This window comes from Kitasatospora sp. NPDC002543 (assembly GCF_053594915.1).
Genome location: NZ_JBSFWR010000015.1, coordinates 41,314 through 64,471 on the forward strand (window position 1 = coordinate 41,314; position 23,158 = coordinate 64,471).

Below are 23,158 nucleotides of genomic sequence, written 5' to 3' on the forward strand. Positions count from 1 at the left end.
TCCCGCGGTTCGCCGGGCTGGTGAGCGGGTCGCCGGGTGGGTCCGGATGGCGCCCCCGGGGAGCCGCCGTCCGGACCGTGAGCTGCCCGTGCTTGCTCTCTTGTGACCGTATCCGGCGGGCCGAGCACACCCGTCGCCCCTTGCCGGGGCCGTCGGCGCGCAGCGCTCGGAACCGGAGCCCGCCGGCACCGGGACGGTACGGCACAGGGGCGGTACGACGACGGCCCGGTGCACTCCACGGGCTTCCGGATGCGGGCCGCAGCCTTCCCTGCTCGGGGCCGCTGATCAAAGCGGGGTTCGGCCGCCCCCGCCACGCGCACGCCGCGGGCGACTTGCGGCAGGGACTATCCTCGGGTTCATGTCGAACCCTGATGGGCTGCTCGTCGACATCGCCGCGATGGTGGAGTCCGAGCACAGCAACCAGATGCCTTTGACCGTGGTCGTCCCCGGGGCGGTGATCACCGGTCGGCTTGCGCCGGAGAGCCTGTGGAACGAGCGGGTGGCCGAAGTGCTCGCCGCGTCCGAGCACTTGAAGCCCTTCGCCGCGCTGTTCGCGGCACCCGCCACCGGCGACGGCAACGACGTGGCGCCCTCTGTCGCGCGGCCGACGCATCTGCATCTGCATGTCGCCCGCATCCTGCAGGGCAGCTACGGCCTACCCCACACCGGGGGCATGTACCGCATCGCCATCGCCGACATCAGCAGCTGGACGGTGGGGGACCTCAGCTACTCCGACCAGTGACTCCCGGTCCAGGACGGTTCGCCGGCGCTGCGGCACCGCGGTCGTGAGCGATCTCACCGTCGCGGGCCGCACCGCCGGGGCCGGCGAGGGGAGGACGGCATCGGCGGAGCCGTCCTCGCCGTGCTCCAGCAGGAGTTCGTCGGCGACCCGTCGGAGCCCGGCTCCGGCCGCCCGCGCGACACGTGAAGGCCGACGACCTACGCCTCATCGCCCGGGTCGACGTCGGGCAGCGTCTCGCCGAACCGCGCCATCGCCTCTGCCGGCCCGCAGCCGAAGGCGCGGCCGATGTATTCCCAGGTCATCAGGTTGCTGCGGGCCTTGCGGCCGGCCAGCAGCGCGGTCGCACCCGCGGCGCGCTCGAACCGGGCGGCCGCACGGACGGCGGCGTACGGCTTGCTGTCCGTGAGGTCGCAGATCCGGTTCACCAGCGCCGCGACCAGTTCCTCGACCTCGTGTTCCACCACACCCTCGGCCAGATCGACGTGCCGCTCCCAGTCCGCGAACGGCCCGGTCTCCTCACCTACCGCCTCGGTCGCCTGGTCGTCACCGAAGTCCAACGGGTGCACCCGCTCCCCCCGCCAGCCACAACTGCAACCACCGCGCACCGCAGCGGCCCGAGGGCCGTCGGCACCGTTGTAGAGCCACCAGGTGGTGCGCCCGTCCGGCAACGGCGCCGGCTCGCCGCCGTCCGCCAACACCGCCGCCGGGAAACCCCGGTGGCGCCCGCTCTCGTCAAACCATGGCATGCCGTGTCCCTCATGTCCCTGGAATACAGCACCAGGGTTCTCAGCCCGTGACCCTCTGTCAAGGGCGCGCGACGACGCCCACCCGGCCTTCACCCCCTGTCGTTGGCGCGCCTCGCCGGGGCGATTCGCCACGCGGGGTGGCGCCGGTCGGTGACCGGCGCCACCCCGCGCTCAGTGCCGTCTGCGGCGTGCGAGGCGGGCGCCGAGGCCCAGGCGCGTGGTGGCCGCTCCCGCGCAGCCGCCGAGCAGGATCGCGGGCCAGGCACCGAGGCCCGCCACGCGGCAGACGAGGGCGGTGGCGACCAGGGCGGCCAGGACCACCGCCACGTCCACGGCCGCCGCCCGGGGGCCCGCCGGCCCGCGCTCGCCGGTCATGCCCAGGAGGGCCGACAGGCGCACCCGCTCGCGGCCGCTCACGACAGCGTGCCCATCAGGCAGCCGGCCCCGGCGATGGTGACGTAGCCCCAGGGGCCGCCGGCGAACTTGACCAGTCGCAGGCCGTTGCGGGCACGCTGGATGTTGACGCTCACGTGGTGGGCCTGGACGGGGACGTAGGCGGACAGCGCCCCCATCCCGCACTTCTTGGCCGCGTTCTTCACGACCTTGCCCGTGCGCTTCCAGTTCCAGCTCCACGGGTTCCACCACGGGTCGGCGACGACCGGGAAGGCCGTGCTCGCGGTGAAGTCGACCCGCTGCACCAGGGTGTCGCCCTCCAGCCGGTAGGAGGTGGGGACGTCGTTGCCGTGGGCGTCCTTCGCCCACGGGGCCCGGATGGCCGCGACCGGCTCGTCCGGGTTCGCCGGGACGATCACCACGGAGCCGTCGGGCTCCTGGCGCAGGCTGGTGCCGGCGGGCAGGGTCACCGGGACGCGGTACTCGTGCGGCGCGTTCGCGTTCTTGATGACCTGCAGGGTGCGGCTGCCGCCCTCCAGGGTGGGCTGGACCACGGTGTCCACGTCGGAGGCGGCGTCGGCGTACACCACGCTGCCGCCGATGTTCACGCCCTGCTGCCGGGCGGCCGAGCCGATGCCGACGGCGGCGATGTCGTCGGGCTTGACCTCGGTGGGGGCCTTTGGGTCCCGGGGCACGGTGACGGTACCGGTCGCCGTCTCGGCGATGGCCGCGTACCGGCTGTCGCTGGTGGTGGCGGGGGTGATGTCGGCCGCGTCCAGGACGGCGTTGGCCGCGCCGAGGGCGTCGACGGCCGCGCCCGGCTTCCACGCGGTGTCGACGGTGAACGTCACCGGCTCCGACCAGCCGTTGGCGTAGTGCTGCCCGTCGAAGGTGGTCGTCCGGAAGGTGTACGCGTGGCCGCTGACGAGCTTGCCCGCCGGGACGGTGGCGGACGCGGTCCCGCCGGCCCGGACGAACCCGGAGTTGAACTGCGTGACGACCTCGCCGGTCGCCTTGTCCTTGACCTCGAACGTGCCCTGGACCTTGTCGTCCTCGTTGACGTCCTCGGTGGTGAAGCGCAGCGTCGGGGTGAGGCTGTTGACCTTGTAGACGCCGCCCTCGCTGTGGAAGGGCGGGCCGGCCTGGAGGTTGCTGCCGGTCCTGGGGCGGTAGTTGAAGGTGACGGTCAGCTTCGGGATCCTGTCCTCGGTGGCCTCCGAGGAGTAGAAGCGCTTCCAGGCGTAGGTGTCGTTCTCGTCCACGGCCTTCAGCGCCACCGAACCGGTCGCGGCCTTGGCGCTCGCCCAGGTCTTGGCCAGCGAGGTCACGTCCGCGCCGACCCAGCCCGCGTTGCCGCAGGCCGTGCTGCGGGTCTCGGTGGAGGTGGCGAACTTCTGCTTCAGCGCGGGCTGCTTGGTCCAGCGGCTGGAGGTGTCGGCGGCGTCGGCCGCCCAGACCTCCCAGCCTCGCTTGTCGCACGACCAGGAGTGGTAGTTGTACAGCTCCAGCTTGGCGTCGGTGACGAGGGCGTCGGCGAACTGTCCGGTCTCCCACGTGAGGAAGGAGCGGGCGGTGCGCTTGGTGGAACCGGCGTAGTCGCCGGGCCAGCCCAGCTTGAGGTCGGTGGACGCCGACTGGTCCGTGGTGTCGCCGCCCTGGACGAACGTGTCGAACATGACGGAGAGGGTGTCCGTGGCCGGGTCGATGGTCACCGGGTACTGGGTCGCCGGGTCCGCCAGGAAGCCGGGGTCCGGGGTGAGCCGCAGCTCGACGGTGTCGCCGTCCTGCGTGACCGTCATCGGGACGCGGGCGCTGCGCTTGCGTTCGCCGGAGCGCTCGTCGACCTGGGCGTCCCACATCACCGGCGCGGGCATGGTGGCGACCGGCTCGCCGCTCCCGCGGTCGCTGAAGACCACCGAGCCGTCCTCCCGCTGCTCCGCCTTCAGACCGGGGAGCTTCAGGGGCAGCGTCATCGGCGCGACGTCGCCCGTGGGGCGCTGCTTGAGGGTGAGGAACTGCTCGAAGCCGGTACGGGTGGCCTCCACCACCAGGTCGGCGCCGGGCAGCGCGTCCGGGTAGGTCGCCCTGGTCCCGTCCAGGACGGGGGCCGGCAGGCCGCCCTTCCACTGCACGCCGATCTTCCGGTCGCCGGTGCCCAGGGTGACCAGGTCGCGTGCGGCGGACGCCGGGGCGTCGGCCGCCGCCGGTGCCGACAGGGCCCTGGCGCCGCCGGGGCCGGCCAGGCGCAGGTCCCCCGGGTGGGCCCCGGGGGCGATCCCGCCGTCGGCCTGCCGCCGCAGGGTGGCGTCCACGTCGACCCACTGGCCGTCCCGCAGCATCCGTACGGGGCCGGCGCTGACCGTCGTGGTCAGGGTCCCCTCCGGGTCGGCCCACGTGGTGGACGTCTCGGTCCTGCGGTCCAGCACCTCCACCCGGCGGCCGAACACCTGCGCCGCGAGCAGGGCGGACTCGGCGGTGACGGCCTCGGTGACGGGTTCACCCACGGGGTTCTTGACGCGCGTGGCCTCCAGGACGGCCTCGCGCACGGCCGCGTCCCCCTCGTCGGCCAGGGCCGGAACGGACGAACCGAGCACGGCGAGTGCTGCCAGCACCGAGACACCTCCCGCGGCGGCGGCTCGGCGATGCCTACGTCGTATCGACGACATGTCTGTCCTTGCGCTCGGGGTCGCTCCCCTCACCCGAGGGGAGCGACCCGTGATCAATAGCGCCAAGAGATTAAAGGAATGACAAAGAACAGGCAAATTCAAGCTATTGACAGTGATTCTGACATGTGCCAAAAGGTCAGAGGATCTCCGATTCGAAATACGGGAACCACGCACTCATACCGGATCGCCGGATTGCCGGATCGCCGACTCCTCCGGCGGGTCGCGCCGAGCGGAACAGCTCCGCCAGGACGCGGACCAACGGCCCGGCCCGGCTCTGCGGCCGCTCGACGGCGAGGATCCGCTGAAGGCCAGGCATCCGCCGGCCGTAGCGGCAGGTCAGCCCCCCAATCCGCTCGGCGAACTCGATCATCACCCGCCCGTCCCGCACATCCGTGCACTCGACCCGCACCCCTGCGAGATGCGGAAGCAGAAAGGAACATCCCCTCACACGCGACCAAGCATTCACCTGGAGGTGACGGAGCGTCACCGCGCGCACGGAAGCGCGATCGACTTCACGAGATCCGCGCCTGAACCCATGCATCCCCCATCGCCGCCTCGGCCTCGGCCGTCGAGCGCTCCCGCGACGCTGTGGAACGAGACGGCCACGCAGCCCCCGCACCCCCGCACCTCTCCCCCCGCCGCGGCCCCGTGCACCTCCTGTCCCTCGCGACCGCCTTGACACTCTCCCACCGGCAAGACCATGATTCCATTAATTGACTAGTGGAATTGAGGGTGTGTGCATGGCAGACGCATTCGCTCCGAGCGGCTCGCCCGACGCCTGGGCCCTGGAAGCCCGCGGCCTGGGCAAGCGCTACCGCCGCGGTTGGGCACTGCGCGACTGCTCGTTCCGGCTGCCAGCCGGACGGATCTGCGGGCTCGTCGGCCCCAACGGTGCCGGGAAGAGCACTCTCCTGGGCCTCGCCACCCAGCAGATCCAGTCGACGGAAGGCGAGTTGAGAATTTTCGGCGTCCCGGCCGGAGATGCGGCGACGAGGCCGCGGACCGCGTTCCTCGGCCAGGACAAGCCGCTGTTCAAGGGGTTCACCGTGGCGGAGACGCTGCGCCTGGGCGCCGAGCTCAACCCCGCCTGGGACATGGCCGCGGCCGAGCGGATCGTCGAGGCCGGCCGGATACCGACGGACGCCCGGATCGGCACCCTCTCCGGCGGCCAGCACACCCGCGTCGCCTTCGCCCTCGCCTTCGGCAAGCGGCCCGACCTGCTCCTGCTCGACGAACCGATGGCCGACCTCGACCCACTGGCCCGCCACGACCTCGGCTCCCTGATGCTGGCCGAGGCCGCCGAGCGCGGCATCACCGTCGTGATGTCCTCCCACCTGCTGTCCGAGCTGGAGGACATGTGCGACCACCTGCTGGTCCTCGCCGAGGGGCGGGTCCGGCTGGCAGGCGACACCGACGCCATCGTCCCGGCGCACCTGCTGGTGACCGGACGCGTCGCCGACGGCGACCCACTCGCTCCCCTGGCCCCGCACACCGTCGTCGACCACCGCGTCCAGGGACGGCAGTTCCAGGCACTGATCCGACCTCACGGCCCGCTGCGCCCCGAATGGGCCGTGGCGGAACCCACCCTGGAGGAAGTGCTGCTGGCACACCTGCGCTCGCCGGACGCGCCTCCCCCCCACACACCCGGCGCCCGTCACGAGGCCGAAGGGAACCCCACCGCATGAGCACCACCCTGACCGACACGCCCCGCCCGGCCGCCCACACGCCCGGGCGCCGGCTGCTGGGCGGGCTGAACTGGCTCGTCGTGCGCCAGCACCGGGCGGCGCTGCTCACCGTGGCCGGCGCGGTCGTGCTCGGCTCCGCCTGGATCGTCTACCAGCGCCACCACCTGGCCGGGATCCTCGACGCGCTCGGCTGGCCGGACGACCAGCCGCCGATGCCGGTGCCCGGCTCGGAACGCATCAGCCTCACCATCACCGCCCTGGGCATGCTGCCCGTCCTCCTCGGTGTCTTCCTCGGCGCCCCGCTGATCGCGAGCGACCAGGAACGCGGCACCCTGCAGCTGGTCACCACCCAGTCGGTGTCCCGCCGCCGGTGGCTCACCGTCAAGCTCGCCTGGTGCTACGCCGCGGCACTGCTGGCCGGTGCGGTGCTCTCGGCGTTCTTCACCTGGTGGTGGAAGCCCTACCGCACGGTGTTCCCGGGCCGGTGGTACGACGGAGCCGTCTTCGACCACACCGGCCCGATGCTCCCCGCCCTGTGCCTCTTCCTCACCGCCGCCGGCGTCACCACAGGCCTGTTGCTGCGCCGGGTCCTCCCCGCGATGGCGATCACCTTCGCCTTCGCCATGGCCTTCCAGACCGCCTGGGGACTGCTGCGCGCCCACCTCGCACCGTCCCGGACGTTCAGCTACCCGTACCGCGGCGGCATCCGCGAACAGCTCAATGACCCGTACGAACTGGACAGTTGGATCGGCTCCGCCGACGGCCACCTCTACGGCTGGGGAACCTGCGCCAAATCGACCGAGGCCTCGGCCGACGCCTGCCTGCGCGAGCACGGCATCGTCAACGACGTCATCGAGTACCTCGGCTTCGACCAGATGCCGGCGATGCAGTGGACCGGCGCGGGCCTCCTGCTCGCGGCCACCGCGGTCCTCACCGTGTTCACGCTGTGGCGGGCGTCCGCGAAACTGTAGGCGTACGGGATGTGCGTATGGTTCCGACAGAACGAAACGGGAGGTGAGAAGAATGGTCGTGTTCCGCATCAACCGGCGAAGCGGGGTCGCCACGTACCTCCAGATCGTGCAACAGGTGGAACAGGCGCTGCGGATGGGAGCCCTCGAGCAGGGTGACCGGCTGCCGACGGCCGCTCAGGTCGCGGCGGACACCAAGGTCAACCCGAACACGACCCTCAAGGCGTACCGGGAGCTGGAACGGGCGGGGCTGGCCGAGGTCAGGCAAGGGGCCGGCACCTTCATCACCCGCACCCTGGCACCCGCCCAGGAGGGCCCCGCCTCCCAGCTGCGGGCCTCGCTGGCCGCGTGGATGGAGGAGGCCAGAGCCCAAGGGCTCGACGGGGACGAGGTCACCGCGCTCTTCCTGGCGGCGCACGCGGCGGCGTTCGCGTCCCGGCAGGAGGATTGACGGCGGCTCCCACCGGGCCCGGCCGACGACGGCCCGCACCCGGCACGGCCGCACGGGCCGCGCTCCCTCCGACGGCCGCCGCGCCGGGACGGCTGAACCGCCGCCTGCCCGGTACACGGACGGGGACGGCACCGTGGAACCGGTACCGTCCCCTGACCCCGCCTTGTCCGTGCCGTCGGGCCTACTGGTCCCGCCCGTCGGCGGCCTGCTCCGGTCCCCCCGGCGCGGTCGACGCCTCGGGCTCGATCGTGCCGTCCAGGCGGATGCCCCGTGTCAAGGTCCACATCACCAGGGCGCTGCCGCACACCACGCCGCAGTCGGCGAGATTGAAGACCGGCCAGTACGGCAGCTGGATCCAGTCCACCACCCTTCCCTCCCACGGGGAGGGGCCTCGGGACAGCCGGTCGACGAGGTTTCCGGCCGCCCCGGCGATGACCAGTCCGAAGGAGACCGCCCAGACGGGGGTGCGGACGCGGGGCGCCATCACCAGCAGGAGGATGAGGACCAGGAACTTCACCGTGGTGAAGAACCAGGTCTCCCCCGCACCGACGGAGAACGCCCCACCCGAGTTGAACACCAGCGTGAACTTCAGAAGCCCGCCGAACGCCTCGGTCGGATCGGTCCCCGAGAAATGCGTCAGCGCTACCTGTTTGGTGATGAGATCCGACGCCAGCAGCGTGAGGGCTACGGCTGCCATGGTTCCCAGTCGTCGGGGCGCGCCACCGGGCAGGGAAGTTCCTCGCGCAACCCGTGGGCGCAGTAAGCCAGTCATGGCGGCATTCTAGGTGCCGGCGGCTTGCGTACGAACGCCCCCCAAGCCGGGATGTCCGGTGCACCAGAGCCACGGGGGCGTACAGGTCGCGGATCTCGGCGGCACGCACCCGCCCCGGCGCGACCGCGTCGTCCACGTGGGCGGGACCGATTCCGGGTCAGGTCCGTGGGGGATGCCGGTCGCGGGCTCGGCGTTCCGCCGCGGCCTGCTTCAGCGCCCTGTGGGTGGGCGAGTCCTCGTCCGCGGTCAGGACGACGAGTTCGAGGTCGTGGGTGCCGGGGATGACGTAGGCGGTGTAGTCGAGGTCGAGCCGTCCTGCCCGCGGATGGCGGAATCCGTGGGTTCCGGTGGCCGGTCCGCGGACGTCGTGCTCTTCCCAGAACTCGGCGAATCGGCTGCTGTGCGCGGTCAGGTCGGCCACCAGCCGGCTGCCGCGTTCGTCGTGCGGGTCGGCGGCCAGCGCGTGGCGCAGGCGGTGCACGTTGCCGCGCGCTGTCTTCTCCCAGTCCGTGAGGAGTCGGGGCGCCCGGGGGTCGCAGAAGACGAACCAGGCGAAGTTCCGCTGCGCGGAGGGGAGTTCGGCGTAGTCGAGGAGCAGCCAGGCCTCGGCGTCGTTCCAGGCGAGGATGTCGCGCATGGGGGTGACCACGTGGGCGGGCCACGGGGTGAGGGAGTCGAGTAGCCGCAGGGTCGCTTCCGGGACGCCCGGGGCCGTGCGGACGACCGGGCCGGCTCGGTGTGCCGGGCTGTCGGTGGCGAGGCGGTGGAGGTGCCGGCGGGCGTCCGCGTCGAGTTGCAGGGCGCCGGCGAGGGCGTCCAGGACGTCGGGGGAAGGGCGGCGCTGACGGCCCTGTTCGAGCCGGGTGTAGTACTCGGGGCTGATGCCGGCGAGGGTGGCGACCTCGGCTCTGCGCAGTCCGTTCAGCCGGCGGGTGCTGGTTCGGGGCAGGCCGGCGGCTTCCGGGGTCATTCGGGCCCGACGCGTGCGCAGGAAGTGGGCCAGTTCGGGGAGTGCCGCTGACGGTGCCATGCGTCGAGTATCGGGCTCCTCCCGCGGCCGGGGGTAGCCCTGGCAGGGCCACCCCCGGGAGTGCCTGCCCGCGGCGGTGTCTCGTCGCGGTGCGCGCTGCGGCTCAGACTGGCTGCCGCTGGTGCCGCACGACGCGGGCGGCCCTGGTGACCGACGGGCCGGATCCGCCGTGTCGGTGGGTCCGCGCGTCCGTCGTCCCTGGAGCCCGCACATGCCCGTACGTCCCAGTGAACCGTCCTCGCCCGCTTCGCCCTCGCCCGCCTCAGCCTCCTCCGCTTCACCCCCGCCCGCCTCGTCCTCGGCGGTGTCCGGCGATCCGGCGGTGCGCACTCGTCCCGGGGCGCCGCGGCCCGATGATCCGGGGCCCGATGGTCCGGCGCCCGGTGGCCCGGGGCCGGTCCGGTACGCGCCCCTGGTGGTGCTGAGCGCGGCGGCGGGCCTGGACGCCGGTGGTGTCGCCGTACTCAACAGTGCGCTTCCCTCGGTGGGCACGCGGTTCGGCACGTCGGCGCAGGACCTCTCCTGGGCGGTGACCGGTTACGCGCTGGCGTTCGCGGGCCTGCTGCTGTGCGGCGGAGCCATGGCGGACCGGCTTCGGCGTCGGCGGGTGCTCGTCGGGGGCCTGGCGCTGGTGGCGGCCGGCGCCGTGCTGGCGTTCACGGCACCGGTGTTCTGGGTGGTCGTGGTGGGACGGGTCCTGCAGGGAGCGGGGGCGGCGATCACCATGCCCGCGGCCACGGCCCTGCTGACCTCGGTGTATCCCGGCGGACCGGCGCGCTCGCGCGCGTTGGGCGTGTTCTCCGCCGCGCAGGCGGGCTGCTACGGAGCCGGCCTGGTCCTCGGCGGTGTGGTCACCAGCGCCTTCGGGTGGCGCTGGGTGTTCGCCCTGCAGGCCGTGGCGGCGGCGCTCATCGCCGCGGCCGCTGTGCGGTGGCTGCCGCTGGGCGCACACCGGCGCCGGGGCCCCCTGGACCTGGCGGGGGCCGCGGCGCTGGTGGCGGCGATCGTCCTGACCGTCTTCAGCGCGGACCTGGGCTCCCGCCCCGGAGGCGGCCCGCTCGCGATCGCGATGCCGGTGGCCGCCGCGGCCACCGCCTACGCGTGGTGGAGCCGCGGCCGTACCCGCGGCGGGGACGCGGTCCTGCTGGACCGGGACCTGCTGCGCACGCGCGGCGTGCGAACCGCGGCGGCGGTGGCCGGCGCGTTCTACTTCTGCGTCACCGGCTCGCTGTTCCTGCTGCCGCTCTACCTCCAACAGGTGCGCGGCATGTCCCCGGCGTCCTCGGGCCTCGCGGTCCTTCCCGTCAGCCTGGCCGTCGCCGCCGCCGCGCTGGTCTCCGGGCGGCTGATGCGGACCCGCGGACCACGCCCGCTCCTGGCGTCGGGCATCCTGCTCACCGCCGGCGGCGTGCTGATGTGGTGCGCGACGGGGGCTCACAGCCCCTACGGCGGCCCGGTCCTGGCCGGCCTGGTCGTCACCGGCATCGGACAGGGCCTGGCCTTCCCCGCCATCACCGTCACCGGCCTGCGCGACGTGCCGGACCAGGCCCACGGCACCGCTTCGGCCGTCACGGCCACCGCCCTGCAGATCGGCAGCGGCATCGGCCCCACCGTTCTCGCCGGCGTCGCCCAGGCCGTCGGCGCGGCGGAGCACGGCGTCCTGCCGCTGCGCGGCCATCACCTCGCCTACGCCGCGGCGGCCGGACTGCTGCTCCTCGTCGGCCTCCCCGCCGCGGCCCGCCTCGCGAAGCGGGGCACCTGACACCGCCGCGCGGGGAGCCTCCGCACCCGCCCGCCCGGCAAGCGGGGCGGCCTCGTACGGGGACGGCGCGAGCGCGCGCCGCTCCCGTACGGGGCCGTGCCGGGACAGCCGGCGGTCCGTGCGGTCCGTGCGGTCCGTACAGGCCTATGAGCTCTCCGGGGTGGCGAGGCGGCGGAGTTCCTTCTTGTCGGGCTTGCCGGTGTCGGTGAGGGGCAGCACGTCGGCGAAGTCGATGACGTCGGGCACGTACATCTCGCCCCGGCCGTCGCGGACCAGCGTCCGCAGCTCCTGCGCCGTCACGTCCGCCCCGGGGCCGGGCACCACGGTGGCGTGGACGCGTTCGTGGCCGCCCTCGCCGCGGACCCCGTAGACGGCGCAGTGCCGTACACCGGGGTGGGTGTGGAGGAAGTCCTCGAGTTCGGTGGTGTACACGTGGCCGCCGACGACGGCGATCATGTCCTTGATCCGGTCGACGACGGAGAGGTAGCCGTGTTCGTCGAGCCGGCCGAGGTCGCCGGTGTGCACCCAGCCGCCGCGCAGGACCTCGGCGGTCAGCTCCGGGTTCTTCCAGTAGCCCTCCATCGCGAACTCGGACCGGACGCATATCTCGCCGAGCTCCCCGGTCGGGAGCGCGCGGTCGGCCTCGTCGCGGATCTCCACCTCGACGCCGTCGACCAGCGGGCCGGCGGTGCGCAGCAGGTCGAGGCGGTCGGGGTCGTGCTCGGCGGCGGACAGCACGCTGACGATGCCGGCCTCGAACTGGCCGTAGGCCTGCTGGAACACCCGGCCGAAGCGGCGGACCGCCTCGGCGATGCGCACCGGCGAGGAGGGCGTGCCCCCGTACGTGATCTGCCGGAGGCTGGAGAGGTCGGTGGTTCCGGCGTCGGGGTGGTCCAGCACCTGGTAGAGCAGCGGGGGCAGCAGGAACAGGTCGGTGATGCGCTCGCGGGCGACGGTGGCCAGGATCTCGCCGGGGTCGAAGCCGTAGTGGAGCACGACCGTGCCGCGGTTGGCGAGGGTGCCGTCGGCGACGAATCCGGCCGCGTGCGACAGCGGCGTGCACACCAGGTCCCGCCGCTGCTCACCGGTCAGCACGGCGCGGAGCCAGTTCCCCTGCATCCGGGCGAAGGTGCTGCGGATGCCCTTGGGGTGGCCGGTGGTGCCGCCGGAGTGGCGGATGAAGCACAGGTCGTCCGGCCGGGCGGCACTGGCCAGCGGCTCGTCCGACCGGGACGCGGCCAGGGCGAGCAGGTCGTCGCCCAACTCTGCCTCCCCGTCGCCGGTTTCGCCGAGGACCAGGACGTGTTCGACCGGCACCGCGGCCGCGAGGAGCGCGGCGCGCTCGGCGAGGCGGGGGTCGACGATGAAGGCGTAGGTCTCGACGTCGGCCATGATCCGGGCCTGGACGTCGACGCCCAGCCGGATGTACAGGTGGTTGAAGTGCGCGCCCAGCAGGTTGACGGCGTAGCGGACCGCGACGGTCTCCGGGATGTTGCCGCACAGCAGGGTCACGGTGCGGCCGCGCTCCACGCCCCGCTCGCGCAGGGCACGGGCGAGCCGGTAGACGAGGGAGCGGAACTCCGCGGCGCCGAGCCGTCGTTCGCCGCTGACCAGGACGGCCTGCCCCGGTTCGTCCGCCAGTCCGTCGAGGACGATCTCCACGTAGTTGCGGAACGCGGGGTCACCGGTGGGGCCGCCGTCGCCGGCGGGGTCGGCCGGGCGCGCCTCGGACGTGTTCATCGCTGCTGGTCTCCTTGTGGCGAGGAGGCACGCGACGCCCCGGGTCCGGGACGACTCGTGCACGGAGGGATGTCCGTCCTCCGTCAACTACCCACGCCGAGACCGCTGGAACGAGTACGTCCTCGCCCGTGTCCCGCTGTCCACCTGTGTCCCGCTGCCCAGCCCGAGGAAACCGACCGCCGGCATCCGGCCGGTCTCCTCGACAGCCCGCGCGCCGGATCCGGGGTCAGTCGACCCGCTCCTGCTCGGCCTCCACCTGGGCGTTCCACTCGCGCTTGACCGCCCGCCAGGCATCGTCGTCCTGGCCGAACCGCCAGTAGCCGGAGATGGACAGCCGTTCGCGCGGAACACCGCGCTCCACGCGCAGTTGGCGCCGCAGCTCCTTGACGAAGCCGGCCTCCCCGTGGACGAAGGCCGACACCGTGCCGGCGGGGAACTCCAGCCCGCGCACCGCCTCGACGAGGGCCTCGCCCACCGGGCGCTCACCGCGGTGCAGCCAGACGAGTTCGACGGGGGCGGGCGAGACGATCTTCTGCTCCTCCGCGGCGTCGGCGACCTCGATGAAGGCGTGCACCACGGCGTCGGCCGGCATCCGCTCCAGGGCCACCGCGATCGCCGGCAGCGCGCTCTCGTCACCGACGAGCAGGTGCCAGTCGGCGTCCGCCTCCGGGGCGTAGCCGCCGCCGGGGCCCAGGATGCGCACCGTCTCACCGGGCAGCGCCCGGGCCGCCCACGGCCCGGCCAGACCCTCGTCACCGTGCACCACGAAGTCGATGGTCAGCTCGCGCAGTGCCGGGTCCCAGGCCCGCACGGTGTAGGTCCGGGTGACCGGCCACTGCTCGCGCGGGTACTCCTCGCGGATCCGCGCCAGGTCGAACGGCTCCGCGTAGTCGACGCCCGCGGGCGCGAACAGCACCTTGACGTAGTGGTCGGTGAATTCCGTGGCGTCGAAGTCCTCCAGCCCCTCGCCGCCGAGGACCAGGCGCACCATGTGCGGCGTGATCCGCTCGGTGCGCAGAACCCGCGTCTCGCGGACGCGCGGCGTCCTGCGGATCGGCTGGTCGGTCATGGGGTCCCCCCTGGTCATGCTGTCAGGTCGATCAGTTGGTTAGGCTCACCTAAGTTAGCAGGTCGGGTGGCCGGGCGGGAGACCCGCACCGCCGGCCGGCGCCGGCCGCGACACCCCCACCCGGCCGCCTCCCCGAACTCCCCCACGGCCTCGGCCATTCGGCCACTCGACCACAGGACCCGAGCCCGCCTCGGACAGCCACCCGAGGAGCAGTGAGCGGCAGCACGACCGCGCGCACCGGGTGGACGTCACGTCGCCGAGCGGCGGCGACGGTGAATAATCGCTGTTCGATCACCGGAGGGCGGTGATAGACATCCGGCGTGCAAAAGAATCTTGAGTTCCCCGACCTGCTGCGACTGATCGACGAGCAGTCGGCCGCCTTCCGTGCCGTGGTCGCCGCCGCGCCCGGTCTCGACGCGCAGGTTCCGAGCTGCCCCGGGTGGACGCTGGCCGATCTGGTGAAGCACCTGGGTGGGGGAGACCGCTTCTGGGCCGCCATCGTCGGCGCGGGGCCCGCCGACGGGCCGCCGGCCGAGGCCGTCGCCGCGCGCGCCGCGCTGGAGGTGCCGCAGGAGCGGGAGGCCCTGGTGGCCTGGCTGGAAGCGTCGACGCGGCTTCTGCTGGACGCCCTGCGCGCGGCGGGACCGGAGAGCGGCTGCTGGACGTGGTGGCCCGCGTCGCAGTCACCGACGACCGTCGGCGGCGTCGCCCGGCACCGGGTCCAGGAGACCGCGGTGCACACCTACGACGCCCAGCTCGCCGGGGGCGCCCCGCAGCCGCTGTCGGGCGAGCTGACGCTCGACGGTGTGGAGGAGTTCCTGTTCACCGTCTGCGCGACGCCGAGCGCCTGGCCGCACAAGCCCACGGCCTTCGACTTCCACGCCGCCGAGGGCCTCTCCTGGCGCCTCACCGTCGACGGCGACGGCGCCCGCGTCACCCGCGTCCCCGCGCCCACCGCCACGACCGGCGAGGAGCCGGACGCCGCCGGCGCCTCCGTCCACGGCACGGCCAGTGAGCTGGTCCTCTACCTGTACGACCGGATCAAGGCCGAGTCCCTGCGCGTTGACGGGGACGCGGGGCTCCTCGACCTGCTCCGCGCCTGGGAGCCGGAGGAGAAGTAGGACGCGGCGTCCCGGTGGGTGTCACCCCATGACGCCCGCCGGGACGGTTTCCTGAGCGGCCTCCGCCCGGTGGCGAACCCGAACGCGTCGCCGCCCTCCCCACGAACGGTCCTTCCGACGTCCTCGCCCTCGACGAGCGCGAGGACGTGCTCCGTTCCACCGAATCCGCCCTCGGCCTGACCCGGGCGGTACCCACCCGCGGGGCAAGCCCGACCGTCCGGTCGCACGGCGGGCCGATGACGGACACGCGGCACCCTCGCGCGTTCCGACCGGCCGACCGGGTGACGCCGACCGGGTGCCGGTCGCGGATCGGGGGGCGCGTCCGGGGGCGGGGTGGCAGAGTGGGCGCGGCATGATCCGGATGCGTGGGGACGGCCTGGATGGATGGGATGCACGGCCGTGACCTCGGGACCACGGCCCCGAGCGGACCCGGCGGACCCCGCTCCGCCGGAGGCGGTCTGCGGTCACGGCTCCGGGCGCCCAGTGTCGCCGGACAGGTGTTCCTCTGGATGCTGGTCGTGGTGGTGCTGCTCGTCGCCGCCGCGCTGGCGGCACTGATCCTGCAGGCCCGCAGCTACGCCACGCGTGACGCGGAGCACCGGACGCGTGCCGCGGCCATCGCCCTGGCGCACGTCCCGACGGTCCTGGACGCCATGGACAGCGCCGATCCGACCGCAGTGCTGCAACCGCTGGCCGTGGCGGTGAGGAACAGCACCGGTTTCGACTACGTCGTGTTCGCCGGCCCCGACGGCACCCGCTACGCCTCCACCGACCACCCCGAGCTGATCGGTCAGCCCGTCTACGGCCCCTTGCAGGAGGAGCTGAAGGGCCCGGTCACCCTGACGATGAACAACCCGCTGTCGCACGACATGGAGTCGAGCGCGCCGGTCACCAGGCCGGACGGTTCGGTGGCGGGCCTGGTCCAGGTGGGCTACTACGTCGAGAGCGCGCTCGGCGCGGTGGGCGGACAGCTGCCGCTGCTGCTCGGGGGCGCGGCCGCCGCGCTCGTGGCGGGCACGGCCGGGGCGGTGCTGGTGCGACGCCGGCTGCGCCACCAGACGCGGGGCCTGGGCCCGGCCGAGATGACGCGGATGTACGAGCACCACGACGCGGTGCTGCACGCCGTTCGCGAGGGCGTGCTGATCATCGGTGAGGACGGGCGGGTGGTGCTGGCGAACGACGAGGCCCGGCGGCTGCTGGAGCTGCGGCCCGGGGTCGAGGAGCGGCCGGTGGCCGAGCTGGGGCTCGATCCGGGGTTGGCCGAGCTGCTGGCGTCGGGGCGGTCCGCCACCGACGAGGTCCACCGGGCCGCGGGGCGCCTGCTCGCCGTCAACGTCCGCTCGACCGCGCCGTTCGGCGGCGGCGCCGGCAGCGTCGCCACGATCCGGGACACCACCGAGCTGCGGGCGCTGGCCGGGCAGGCCGAGGCGGCGCAGGCCCGCCTGCGGCTGCTGTACGACGCGGGGCTCCGGGTGGGCACCACCCTGGACGTGGTGCAGACCGCGCAGGAACTGACCGAGGTGGCGGTGCCGCGGTTCGCGGACTTCGCCACGGTGGAGCTCGCCGAGGCGGTCCTGCAGGGGGACGAACCGGTGCCGGGTCCGGGCACCGCCGACGGTCCGCAGGTCCGCCGGGTGGCCGTGGGCGGCGTCCGCGAGGACCCGTCCTTCCGCCCGGTGGGCGCGCGGAACGACCCGCCGCCCGGCACACCGGAGGCCACCGCCCTGGCGACGGGTCAGGCCACCCTGGTGACCGACCTGCGTCGGTCCCGGGCCTGGCGGGACGCCGACCCGGCGACCGCCGACCGGATGCTCGCCTCCGGGGTCCACTCGCTGATCTCCGCGCCGCTCACGGCACGCGGCCTGACCCTGGGCACGGTCACCTTCTGGCGCGCGCGGGAGTCCGACGCCTTCGAGGACGAGGACGTCGCCGTCGCCGAGGAACTCGTCGCCCGCACCGCCGTGTGCCTCGACAACGCCCGCCGCTACACCCGCGAACACCGGCTGGCCGAGGCGTTGCAGCGCAGCCTGCTGCCCCGCAACGTGCCCGAACAGAGCGCGGTCGACGTCGCCTACCGCTACCGGCCGGCCCGGCAGGGGGTCGGCGGGGACTGGTTCGACGTCCTCCCCCTGCCCGGCTTCCGGGTGGCGCTGGTCGTCGGCGACGTCGTCGGCCACGGCCTGCACGCCGCGGCCACGATGGGCAGGCTCCGCACCGCCGTCCTCAACTTCTCCGCCCTCGACCTGCCGCCGGACGAACTGCTCGCCCGCCTGGACGAACTGGTCACCCGGCTCGACCAGAACGAGGCGGCCCCGGCGGACGGTGACGGCGGCGACGGGAGCGAGGACGCCGAGCGCGCGGTCACCGGCGCCACCTGCCTGTACGCGATCTACGACCCCGCCTCCGGAACCTGCGCCATGGCCCGGGCCGACCACCCGCCGCCCGCGCTGATCCTGCCCGACGGCCGGGTGGAGATCGTCGACCTGCCCGCCGGCCCGCTCCTCGGTGTGGGCGGTCTGCCCTTCGAGACCACCGAGCTCCAGCTGGCACCCGGCACCACGGTGGCCCTCTACACCGACGGCCTCGTCACCGGCCGGGACCGCGACCTGGACAACGGGCTCACCGCGCTGCGCCGCGCCATGGCGAGCGCCCGGGCCGAGGGCGACGGATCCCCGGAGGACACCTGCCGGGCCGTGTTCGACGCGCTGGTGCCGCCGCACCCCCGCGACGACATCGCCCTCCTCGTCGCCCGCACACGGCTGCTCGAACCCGACCAGGTGGCCACCTGGGACGTGCCGTACGACTTCGCCGCCGTCTCCGGCATCCGCCGGGCGTGCGCCGACCAGCTGACCGTCTGGGGCCTGGAGGAACTGAGCTTCACCACCGAACTGATCCTCAGCGAACTGATCACCAACGCCATCCGCTACGGCGCCGAACCGGTCCGCGTCCGCATGCTGCGCGACACCAGCCTGGTCTGCGAGGTCTCCGACGGGAGCAGCACCGCCCCGCACCTGCGCTACGCGGCCACGACGGACGAGGGCGGGCGGGGGCTGTTCCTGGTGGCCCAGACGGCCGAGCGCTGGGGAACCCGGTACACGGCCCGGGGCAAGGTCATCTGGTCCGAGCAGACGCTGACCGCCCCCGAGTTCCAGTTCGAGGCGATGGTGCTGTAAACCCGGGACGTGTGAGCCCCGGGACGTGTGAGCCCCGGACCCCACCGGCGGGGTCATCGCCGACGTCCACTCGGGTCCCCCTCACCCGGTTGCGCGAGCGTGACGAGGACCCGCGGCGCGCCGCCACCGCGGCCGCCGCGCCCCTTGCGGCGGCGTCGTGGGGGTCACGGCCGTCGGACGGGCCCGACCGTCAGCCGCGCCGGCGGGGCGGGAGCGGCAGGAAGGAGCTGGTGCGGGCGGTGTACTCGGCCCAGCCTGGACGCCGCTGGGCCGCCATCTGGCGCTCCAGCAGGGGCTTGCCGCTGCCGAAGGCCAGCAGCCAGGTCATCAGCAGCACGCTGGGCAGGAACGTGAGCGCGGCCGGCTGGTGGGCGCTCAGCAGGTACAGCCCCCACCAGACGCAGGCGTCGCCGAAGTAGTTCGGGTGCCGGGTGTAGCGCCACAGGCCGCGGTCCATCACCTGACCCCGGTTGGCGGGGTCCTTCTTGAAACGGGCGAGTTGCCAGTCGCCGACGCCCTCGAAGAACAGCCCGACCGCCCACACCGCGACCCCGGCGGTGTCGAGCGGGCCGAGGCGGTCGGGCAGGTACAGGGTGAACTGGACCGGCAGCGACACGAACCAGACCAGACCGGCCTGCAGGAGGTAGACCTTCCGCAGGGCGTAGCGGGTACGAGCCGGGCCCTCGGGCGCTCGGGAGAGCATCCGGGCGTAGCGGGGGTCCTCGCCGGCGCCGCGGGAGCGCCACCAGATGTGCGCGGACAGCCGCACGCCCCAGACGGCCACCAGGGCGGTGGCCAGCAGGCGGCGGGCCGGGTCGCCGTGGCCGGCGGAGAGGGCGTAGCCGGTCACCGCGACGGCCGTGAAAGCGAGGCCCCAGGCGATGTCCACGACGCGGTGGCGCCCGAGCCGGGCGCCCCGCGCGAACGCCAGCAGCAGCACGACGAGTGCGACGGCGGCCGTGACGGCCAGGCCGACCAGGAAGGCGCCGGTGTTCACGCGGGCTCCAGGTGCCGGCCGGCGGGGCGGACGGCCGGGGTGCGGGCGGCGGTGCGGCCTCCGGGGCGGACGGTGTCGGGTCCGGTGTGGACGGCGTCGGGTCCGGTGTGGACGGCGTCGGGTCCGAGGTCCTCGGCCAGGCCGGTGGACCGCCCGGGCGGGCGCATGGTCGCGTCGGGAACGACGGAGGTCCCGGAGCCGTCCCGGGCCGTCGCCCGGAACGGGCGGGGCCCGCCGCGCGGACCGGAGAACAGCGGGCCGAGCACGGCGGCGCGGGTCACCGGTCCACCTGCCCTCGGGTCAGCAGCAGTTGGTGGACGTCGAGGTATCCGGATCGGAAGCCGGCCTCGGAGTAGGCGAGGTACAGCTCCCACGTCCGGCGGAAGACCTCGTCGAAGCCGAGCGCCGTCACCTCCTCGGCGCGCCCGACGAACCGTTCGCGCCACAGCCGCAACGTCTGGGCGTAGTGCGGACCGTACGCCTCGGTGTCGACCACCCGCAGGCCGCCGTGCCGTCCGGCGTTCTCCTCGATGGCGCGCAGGGAGGGGATCTGTCCGCCCGGGAAGATGTACTTGAGGATCCAGGTGTGCGTGCCGCTACTGGCGAGCATCCGCGCGTGCGGCATGGTGATGGCCTGCAGCGCGACCCGCCCACCGGGGGCGAGCACCCGGTCCAGGGTGGCGAAGTAGGCCGGCCAGAACGGACGCCCGACCGCCTCGATCATCTCCACGCTGACCACCGCGTCGTAACCGCCTTGCGCCGAGCGGTAGTCGCACAGCCGAACGTCGACCCGGTCGGCGAAGCCGGCGGCGGCGATCCGGCGGCGGGCCAGGGTCAGCTGCTCCTCGGAGAGGGTCAGACTGACCACCGTCGCGCCCCGGGCGGCGGCGCGCAGCGCCAACTCGCCCCAGCCGGTGCCGATCTCCAGCACGCGGGTGCCCGCGCGGACTCCGGCGAGGTCGAGCAGCCGGTCGATCTTGCGGTGCTGCGCCGCCGCCAGCCCGTCCTGGGACGCGGCCGGCGAGCCGTCGGCGCGGGTGGGGAAGACGGCCGAGGAGTAGGAGAGGGTCGGGTCGAGGAACAGCGCGAAGAGCTCGTTCGACAGGTCGTAGTGCCGGTGGATGTTGCGACGGGCGTTACCGGTGGTCGGCAGTTCGCCGAGCGGAGTCCGGCGGACGGCCAGGCGGCGCAGCCAGGACGTGCCGGCCGGGATCAGCTGCTCCGGGGAGGCGGCCAGGGCGGTCAGCAGCGCGACCGGGTCCGGGCTGTCCCAGTCGCACGCCTGGTACGCCTCGCCGAAGCCGATGAGGCCGCTCGCCCCGACCCGCCGGAAGAAGTCCGCGGGACGGTGCAGGGTCAGGACGGGTGCTCCGGGCCGGGCGTGCCGGACGGCCGGGCGGTCCGGGCGCTCGACCCGGATGCCGAGCCGGACGGCCGCCCGGTGCAACAGCCGCTCCGCGACAGCGGCCCGCAGCCGGCCGTCCGGCACACCGGCGACGTCCGGCCAGCGGTTCGGGTCGACGGTGGGTGCCGGCGGGGCGGTGAGGTCGAGCCGGGGGGTCATACGACGGACTCCTCGTACGGGGTTTCGGACAGGGACGGACACCTGGACGGAGCGTGCGGCCCGACGACACCGCCGGGCCGCGGATGGACGGGCAGGCCGCGAAGCCACAGCCGGACGCCCCGGTACCGGATGTGGGCGCTGACCGCGAGCGTGGACAGCGGGTGGCGGAGCGCCGCACGCAGAAGGCCGAGGGCGCCGGCGGGCCGGGCCCGGCCCCGGACGGTGGCGGTGAACGGCCGTCCTCCGCCGAGTTCCAGAGCGACCGTCAGGTCCAGGCGGTCGTCGGGCTCGGGCAGCCGCATCCGGTAGCGGCCGGCCACCGGGAAGAACGGGGACACGTAGAACTCCTTGCGTGCCTCGGCGGTGCCGTCCGCCCCGGGCCTCAGCAGGTAGCGGTGGCTGCCGCCATAGGTGTTGCGCACCTCGGCGACGGTGCACAGCGGCCGGCCGTCGACGTCCCGGCACCAGTACACGGTCAGCGGGTTGAACACGTACCCGAGCACCCGCGCCTGGGTGAGCATCAGGACGCTGCCGCCGGTCAGGTCGGTGCCGTGCGCGGCGAGGAAGTCCGCGAGCTCACGGCGGAGCTCCTCCCCGCGGCGGAACCGGGCGAGCGGGCGCAGCCACCGGGGCACCGCGGGCATCCGGTCGAGGTCGACCAGCCAGAGGTAGCCGCGGTGGCGGAAGGCGTCGCGCAGCGGCGCGGTGCGCACATGGGTAGTCACGTACGGGTAGAGCACTGCGCCCCAGGGACCGGGGAGGGTACGGCGGGCGGGCACGACAGCGGGCGCGGTCATCGCGCCCCCACCCCGAGCAGGGTTCGGGCCGCCCGAACGCCGGACCGGCAGCCGTCCTCGTGGAAGCCCCAGCCGTGGTAGGCCCCGGCGAACGCGGTGCGGCCGGTGGAGAGTTCGGGCAGCCGGCGCTGCGCCGCGACCGTCTCGGCGGTGTACACGGGGTGTTCGTAGACCGTGCGGGACACCACCGCGTGCGCGGGCGGCGCGGTCGCCCGGTCCTCGTTCAGCGTGACCAGGTAGTCGTCGGGGGTGCGAAGCCGCAGCAGCCGGTTGAGGTGGTACGTGACCCGGACCCGGTCGGCCGGTCCGTAGCAGGTCGGCATCCGGTAGTTCCACGAGGCGCGTGCCCAGGGAGCGCGCGGCAGCACGGAGGCGTCACGGTGCAGGACGGTGGGGTTGCGGGAGTAGCGGAAGGCGCCGAGCACCTCGCGCTCCGCGGGGCTCGGGTCGGCCAGCAACCGCAGCGCCTGGTCGGCGTGGGTGGCGATCACCACCGCCTCGGCGTCCGTGGTCCGCCCGTCGGCGGTCGTCAGGGCCACGCCGTCCGGGTGGCGCCGCACCCGTCGGACCGGGGCGAGGCGGTGGATGGTACCGAGACGCTCGGCGATCCGTTGCACGTAGGTCCGGGAACCGCCCACCACGGTCTTCCAGGTCGGTGAGCCGGTGACCGACAGCATCCCGTGGTTGTCGAGGAAGGTGAACAGGTAGCGGGCCGGGTAGTCGCCGGCCAGGTCCGGCGCGCACGACCACACCGCGGACACCACCGGGGTCATGTAGTGGCCGACGAAGTAGCGGCTGAAGCTCTCGGCGGTCAGGAACTCGCGCAGGCTCGGGTCGCCCGCTCCCGGGTCGGCGAGCAGCGCCCTGGCCCGGCGGTGGAACCGCGGCACATCGGCCAGCATGGCCAGGTAGCTGCCGCGCAGCAGCGCGGACGGCCGCGCCACCAGCCCGGCCGGTCCGCGCGCGCCCGCGTACTCCAGGCCGCACCCGTCGCAGTGCACGGACATGCTCATCTCGCTGTCCTGGGTGCGTACGCCCAACTCCCGGAACAGTCGGACCAGGTGCGGGTAGGTCCGCTCGTTGTGCACCAGGAATCCGGTGTCCAGGGCGAGTTCCCGCCCGTCGGGGCCGGGCGCGGCCTGGGTGTGGGCGTGGCCGCCCAGACGGTCGTCCGCCTCGAACAGCACCACCTCGGCACCGGCCCGGCCGAGTTCGTACGCCGCGGTCAGACCCGCGACCCCGGCCCCGACCACGGCGACCGGCCGACCGCGTCCGGGCCGTAGCGGAGGGTGCGCGAGGGAGCTGACGCGTTGGGAGACGGGCATCATCACGGGGGCCTCTCTGACCGGGACCGCGGTGCGGTCGACCACGGCGTGCACCACCCATTCGGAGTGCGGCCCGCCGCGGATTGGCCACCGGCCCGGTTCTCCGGGCGGGCCGGGCGGCGCGACCACGCCGTCGACCGCCGTGGACCGCCGTGGA

General features: G+C 73.9%; 20 protein-coding genes. 7 read left to right on the forward strand and 13 right to left on the reverse strand.

Annotated features, from left to right (window positions below; translation table 11 throughout):
* Positions 1-358 precede the first annotated feature (358 nt).
* Positions 359-742, forward strand: coding sequence for a hypothetical protein (locus tag ACWD4P_RS09545; RefSeq protein WP_449779194.1), 384 nt, complete (start codon positions 359-361; stop codon positions 740-742).
* 197 nt (positions 743-939) lie between these two features.
* On the opposite strand, the gene ACWD4P_RS09550 is transcribed toward ACWD4P_RS09545, so the two are convergent.
* From ACWD4P_RS09550 to ACWD4P_RS09565, 4 genes are all read right to left on the reverse strand, one after another.
* The gene (locus ACWD4P_RS09550) at positions 940-1,488 is read right to left on the reverse strand and encodes a hypothetical protein (protein WP_359828173.1); all 549 of its coding nucleotides are present in this window, start codon (positions 1,486-1,488) and stop codon (positions 940-942) included.
* Positions 1,489-1,659: 171 nt separating this feature from the next.
* Entirely contained in the window at positions 1,660-1,905 is a 246-nt protein-coding gene (locus ACWD4P_RS09555; protein ID WP_359829264.1) for a hypothetical protein, read from the reverse strand.
* Positions 1,902-4,493 carry a DNRLRE domain-containing protein gene (locus ACWD4P_RS09560; RefSeq protein ID WP_359829263.1) on the reverse strand — a complete coding sequence of 864 codons (2,592 nt, stop codon included), beginning with the start codon at positions 4,491-4,493 and terminating at the stop codon, positions 1,902-1,904. The genes ACWD4P_RS09555 and ACWD4P_RS09560 overlap by 4 nt, the downstream gene beginning before the upstream one ends.
* Before the next feature lie 190 nt (positions 4,494-4,683).
* A complete protein-coding gene (locus ACWD4P_RS09565; protein ID WP_449779195.1) occupies positions 4,684-4,917 on the reverse strand; it encodes a hypothetical protein in 234 nt (77 codons plus the stop codon).
* 370 nt (positions 4,918-5,287) lie between these two features.
* Here ACWD4P_RS09565 and ACWD4P_RS09570 point away from each other — a divergent pair, with 370 nt between their 5' ends.
* From ACWD4P_RS09570 to ACWD4P_RS09580, 3 genes are read left to right on the forward strand one after another with little or no spacing between them, the layout of a single operon-like run.
* On the forward strand, positions 5,288-6,232 hold the full coding sequence (locus tag ACWD4P_RS09570; RefSeq protein WP_449779196.1) for an ABC transporter ATP-binding protein: 945 nt from the start codon (positions 5,288-5,290) through the stop codon (positions 6,230-6,232).
* The gene (locus ACWD4P_RS09575) at positions 6,229-7,203 is read left to right on the forward strand and encodes an ABC transporter permease subunit (protein WP_449779197.1); all 975 of its coding nucleotides are present in this window, start codon (positions 6,229-6,231) and stop codon (positions 7,201-7,203) included. The genes ACWD4P_RS09570 and ACWD4P_RS09575 overlap by 4 nt, the downstream gene beginning before the upstream one ends.
* A gap of 52 nt (positions 7,204-7,255) precedes the next feature.
* On the forward strand, positions 7,256-7,651 hold the full coding sequence (locus tag ACWD4P_RS09580) for a GntR family transcriptional regulator (protein ID WP_449779198.1): 396 nt from the start codon (positions 7,256-7,258) through the stop codon (positions 7,649-7,651).
* A gap of 181 nt (positions 7,652-7,832) precedes the next feature.
* On the opposite strand, the gene lspA is transcribed toward ACWD4P_RS09580, so the two are convergent.
* Both lspA and ACWD4P_RS09590 read right to left on the reverse strand, forming a co-directional pair.
* On the reverse strand, positions 7,833-8,348 hold the full coding sequence (lspA, locus tag ACWD4P_RS09585) for a signal peptidase II (RefSeq protein ID WP_449779199.1): 516 nt from the start codon (positions 8,346-8,348) through the stop codon (positions 7,833-7,835).
* Between the two features lie 232 nt (positions 8,349-8,580).
* Positions 8,581-9,453 (reverse strand): helix-turn-helix domain-containing protein, encoded by an 873-nt coding sequence (locus tag ACWD4P_RS09590; RefSeq protein ID WP_449779200.1) that lies wholly within the window; start codon positions 9,451-9,453, stop codon positions 8,581-8,583.
* A 415-nt stretch (positions 9,454-9,868) separates the two neighbouring features.
* Here ACWD4P_RS09590 and ACWD4P_RS09595 point away from each other — a divergent pair, with 415 nt between their 5' ends.
* Positions 9,869-11,215 (forward strand): MFS transporter, encoded by a 1,347-nt coding sequence (locus ACWD4P_RS09595; RefSeq protein ID WP_449779201.1) that lies wholly within the window; start codon positions 9,869-9,871, stop codon positions 11,213-11,215.
* Positions 11,216-11,359: 144 nt separating this feature from the next.
* Here the strand turns inward: ACWD4P_RS09595 and ACWD4P_RS09600 are convergent, their stop codons facing one another.
* Together ACWD4P_RS09600 and ACWD4P_RS09605 are read right to left on the reverse strand one after the other, a co-directional pair.
* On the reverse strand, positions 11,360-12,955 hold the full coding sequence (locus ACWD4P_RS09600) for an AMP-binding protein (RefSeq protein ID WP_449779202.1): 1,596 nt from the start codon (positions 12,953-12,955) through the stop codon (positions 11,360-11,362).
* Positions 12,956-13,181: 226 nt separating this feature from the next.
* The gene (locus tag ACWD4P_RS09605) at positions 13,182-14,024 is read right to left on the reverse strand and encodes a siderophore-interacting protein (RefSeq protein ID WP_449779203.1); all 843 of its coding nucleotides are present in this window, start codon (positions 14,022-14,024) and stop codon (positions 13,182-13,184) included.
* A gap of 320 nt (positions 14,025-14,344) precedes the next feature.
* Here ACWD4P_RS09605 and ACWD4P_RS09610 point away from each other — a divergent pair, with 320 nt between their 5' ends.
* Positions 14,345-15,145 (forward strand): maleylpyruvate isomerase family mycothiol-dependent enzyme, encoded by an 801-nt coding sequence (locus tag ACWD4P_RS09610; RefSeq protein ID WP_359829544.1) that lies wholly within the window; start codon positions 14,345-14,347, stop codon positions 15,143-15,145.
* Positions 15,146-15,534: 389 nt separating this feature from the next.
* A complete protein-coding gene (locus tag ACWD4P_RS09615; protein ID WP_449779245.1) occupies positions 15,535-18,318 on the forward strand; it encodes a SpoIIE family protein phosphatase in 2,784 nt (927 codons plus the stop codon).
* A 190-nt stretch (positions 18,319-18,508) separates the two neighbouring features.
* Here ACWD4P_RS09615 and ACWD4P_RS09620 read toward each other — a convergent pair whose 3' ends face one another.
* Genes ACWD4P_RS09620 through ACWD4P_RS09640 form a run of 5 tightly spaced genes read right to left on the reverse strand, consistent with a single transcriptional unit; the run spans position 18,509 to position 23,001 of the window.
* On the reverse strand, positions 18,509-19,315 hold the full coding sequence (locus tag ACWD4P_RS09620; RefSeq protein WP_449779204.1) for a DUF1295 domain-containing protein: 807 nt from the start codon (positions 19,313-19,315) through the stop codon (positions 18,509-18,511).
* On the reverse strand, positions 19,312-19,596 hold the full coding sequence (locus ACWD4P_RS09625; RefSeq protein ID WP_449779205.1) for a hypothetical protein: 285 nt from the start codon (positions 19,594-19,596) through the stop codon (positions 19,312-19,314). Before ACWD4P_RS09625 ends, ACWD4P_RS09620 begins: the two co-directional genes overlap by 4 nt.
* Positions 19,593-20,879 (reverse strand): class I SAM-dependent methyltransferase, encoded by a 1,287-nt coding sequence (locus tag ACWD4P_RS09630; protein WP_449779206.1) that lies wholly within the window; start codon positions 20,877-20,879, stop codon positions 19,593-19,595. Before ACWD4P_RS09630 ends, ACWD4P_RS09625 begins: the two co-directional genes overlap by 4 nt.
* Positions 20,876-21,676, reverse strand: a complete 801-nt coding sequence (locus tag ACWD4P_RS09635; RefSeq protein ID WP_449779207.1) for a DUF1365 domain-containing protein — start codon at positions 21,674-21,676, stop codon at positions 20,876-20,878. Before ACWD4P_RS09635 ends, ACWD4P_RS09630 begins: the two co-directional genes overlap by 4 nt.
* Positions 21,673-23,001 (reverse strand): NAD(P)/FAD-dependent oxidoreductase, encoded by a 1,329-nt coding sequence (locus ACWD4P_RS09640; protein ID WP_449779246.1) that lies wholly within the window; start codon positions 22,999-23,001, stop codon positions 21,673-21,675. The genes ACWD4P_RS09635 and ACWD4P_RS09640 overlap by 4 nt, the downstream gene beginning before the upstream one ends.
* Between the last annotated feature and the right edge of the window lie 157 nt (positions 23,002-23,158).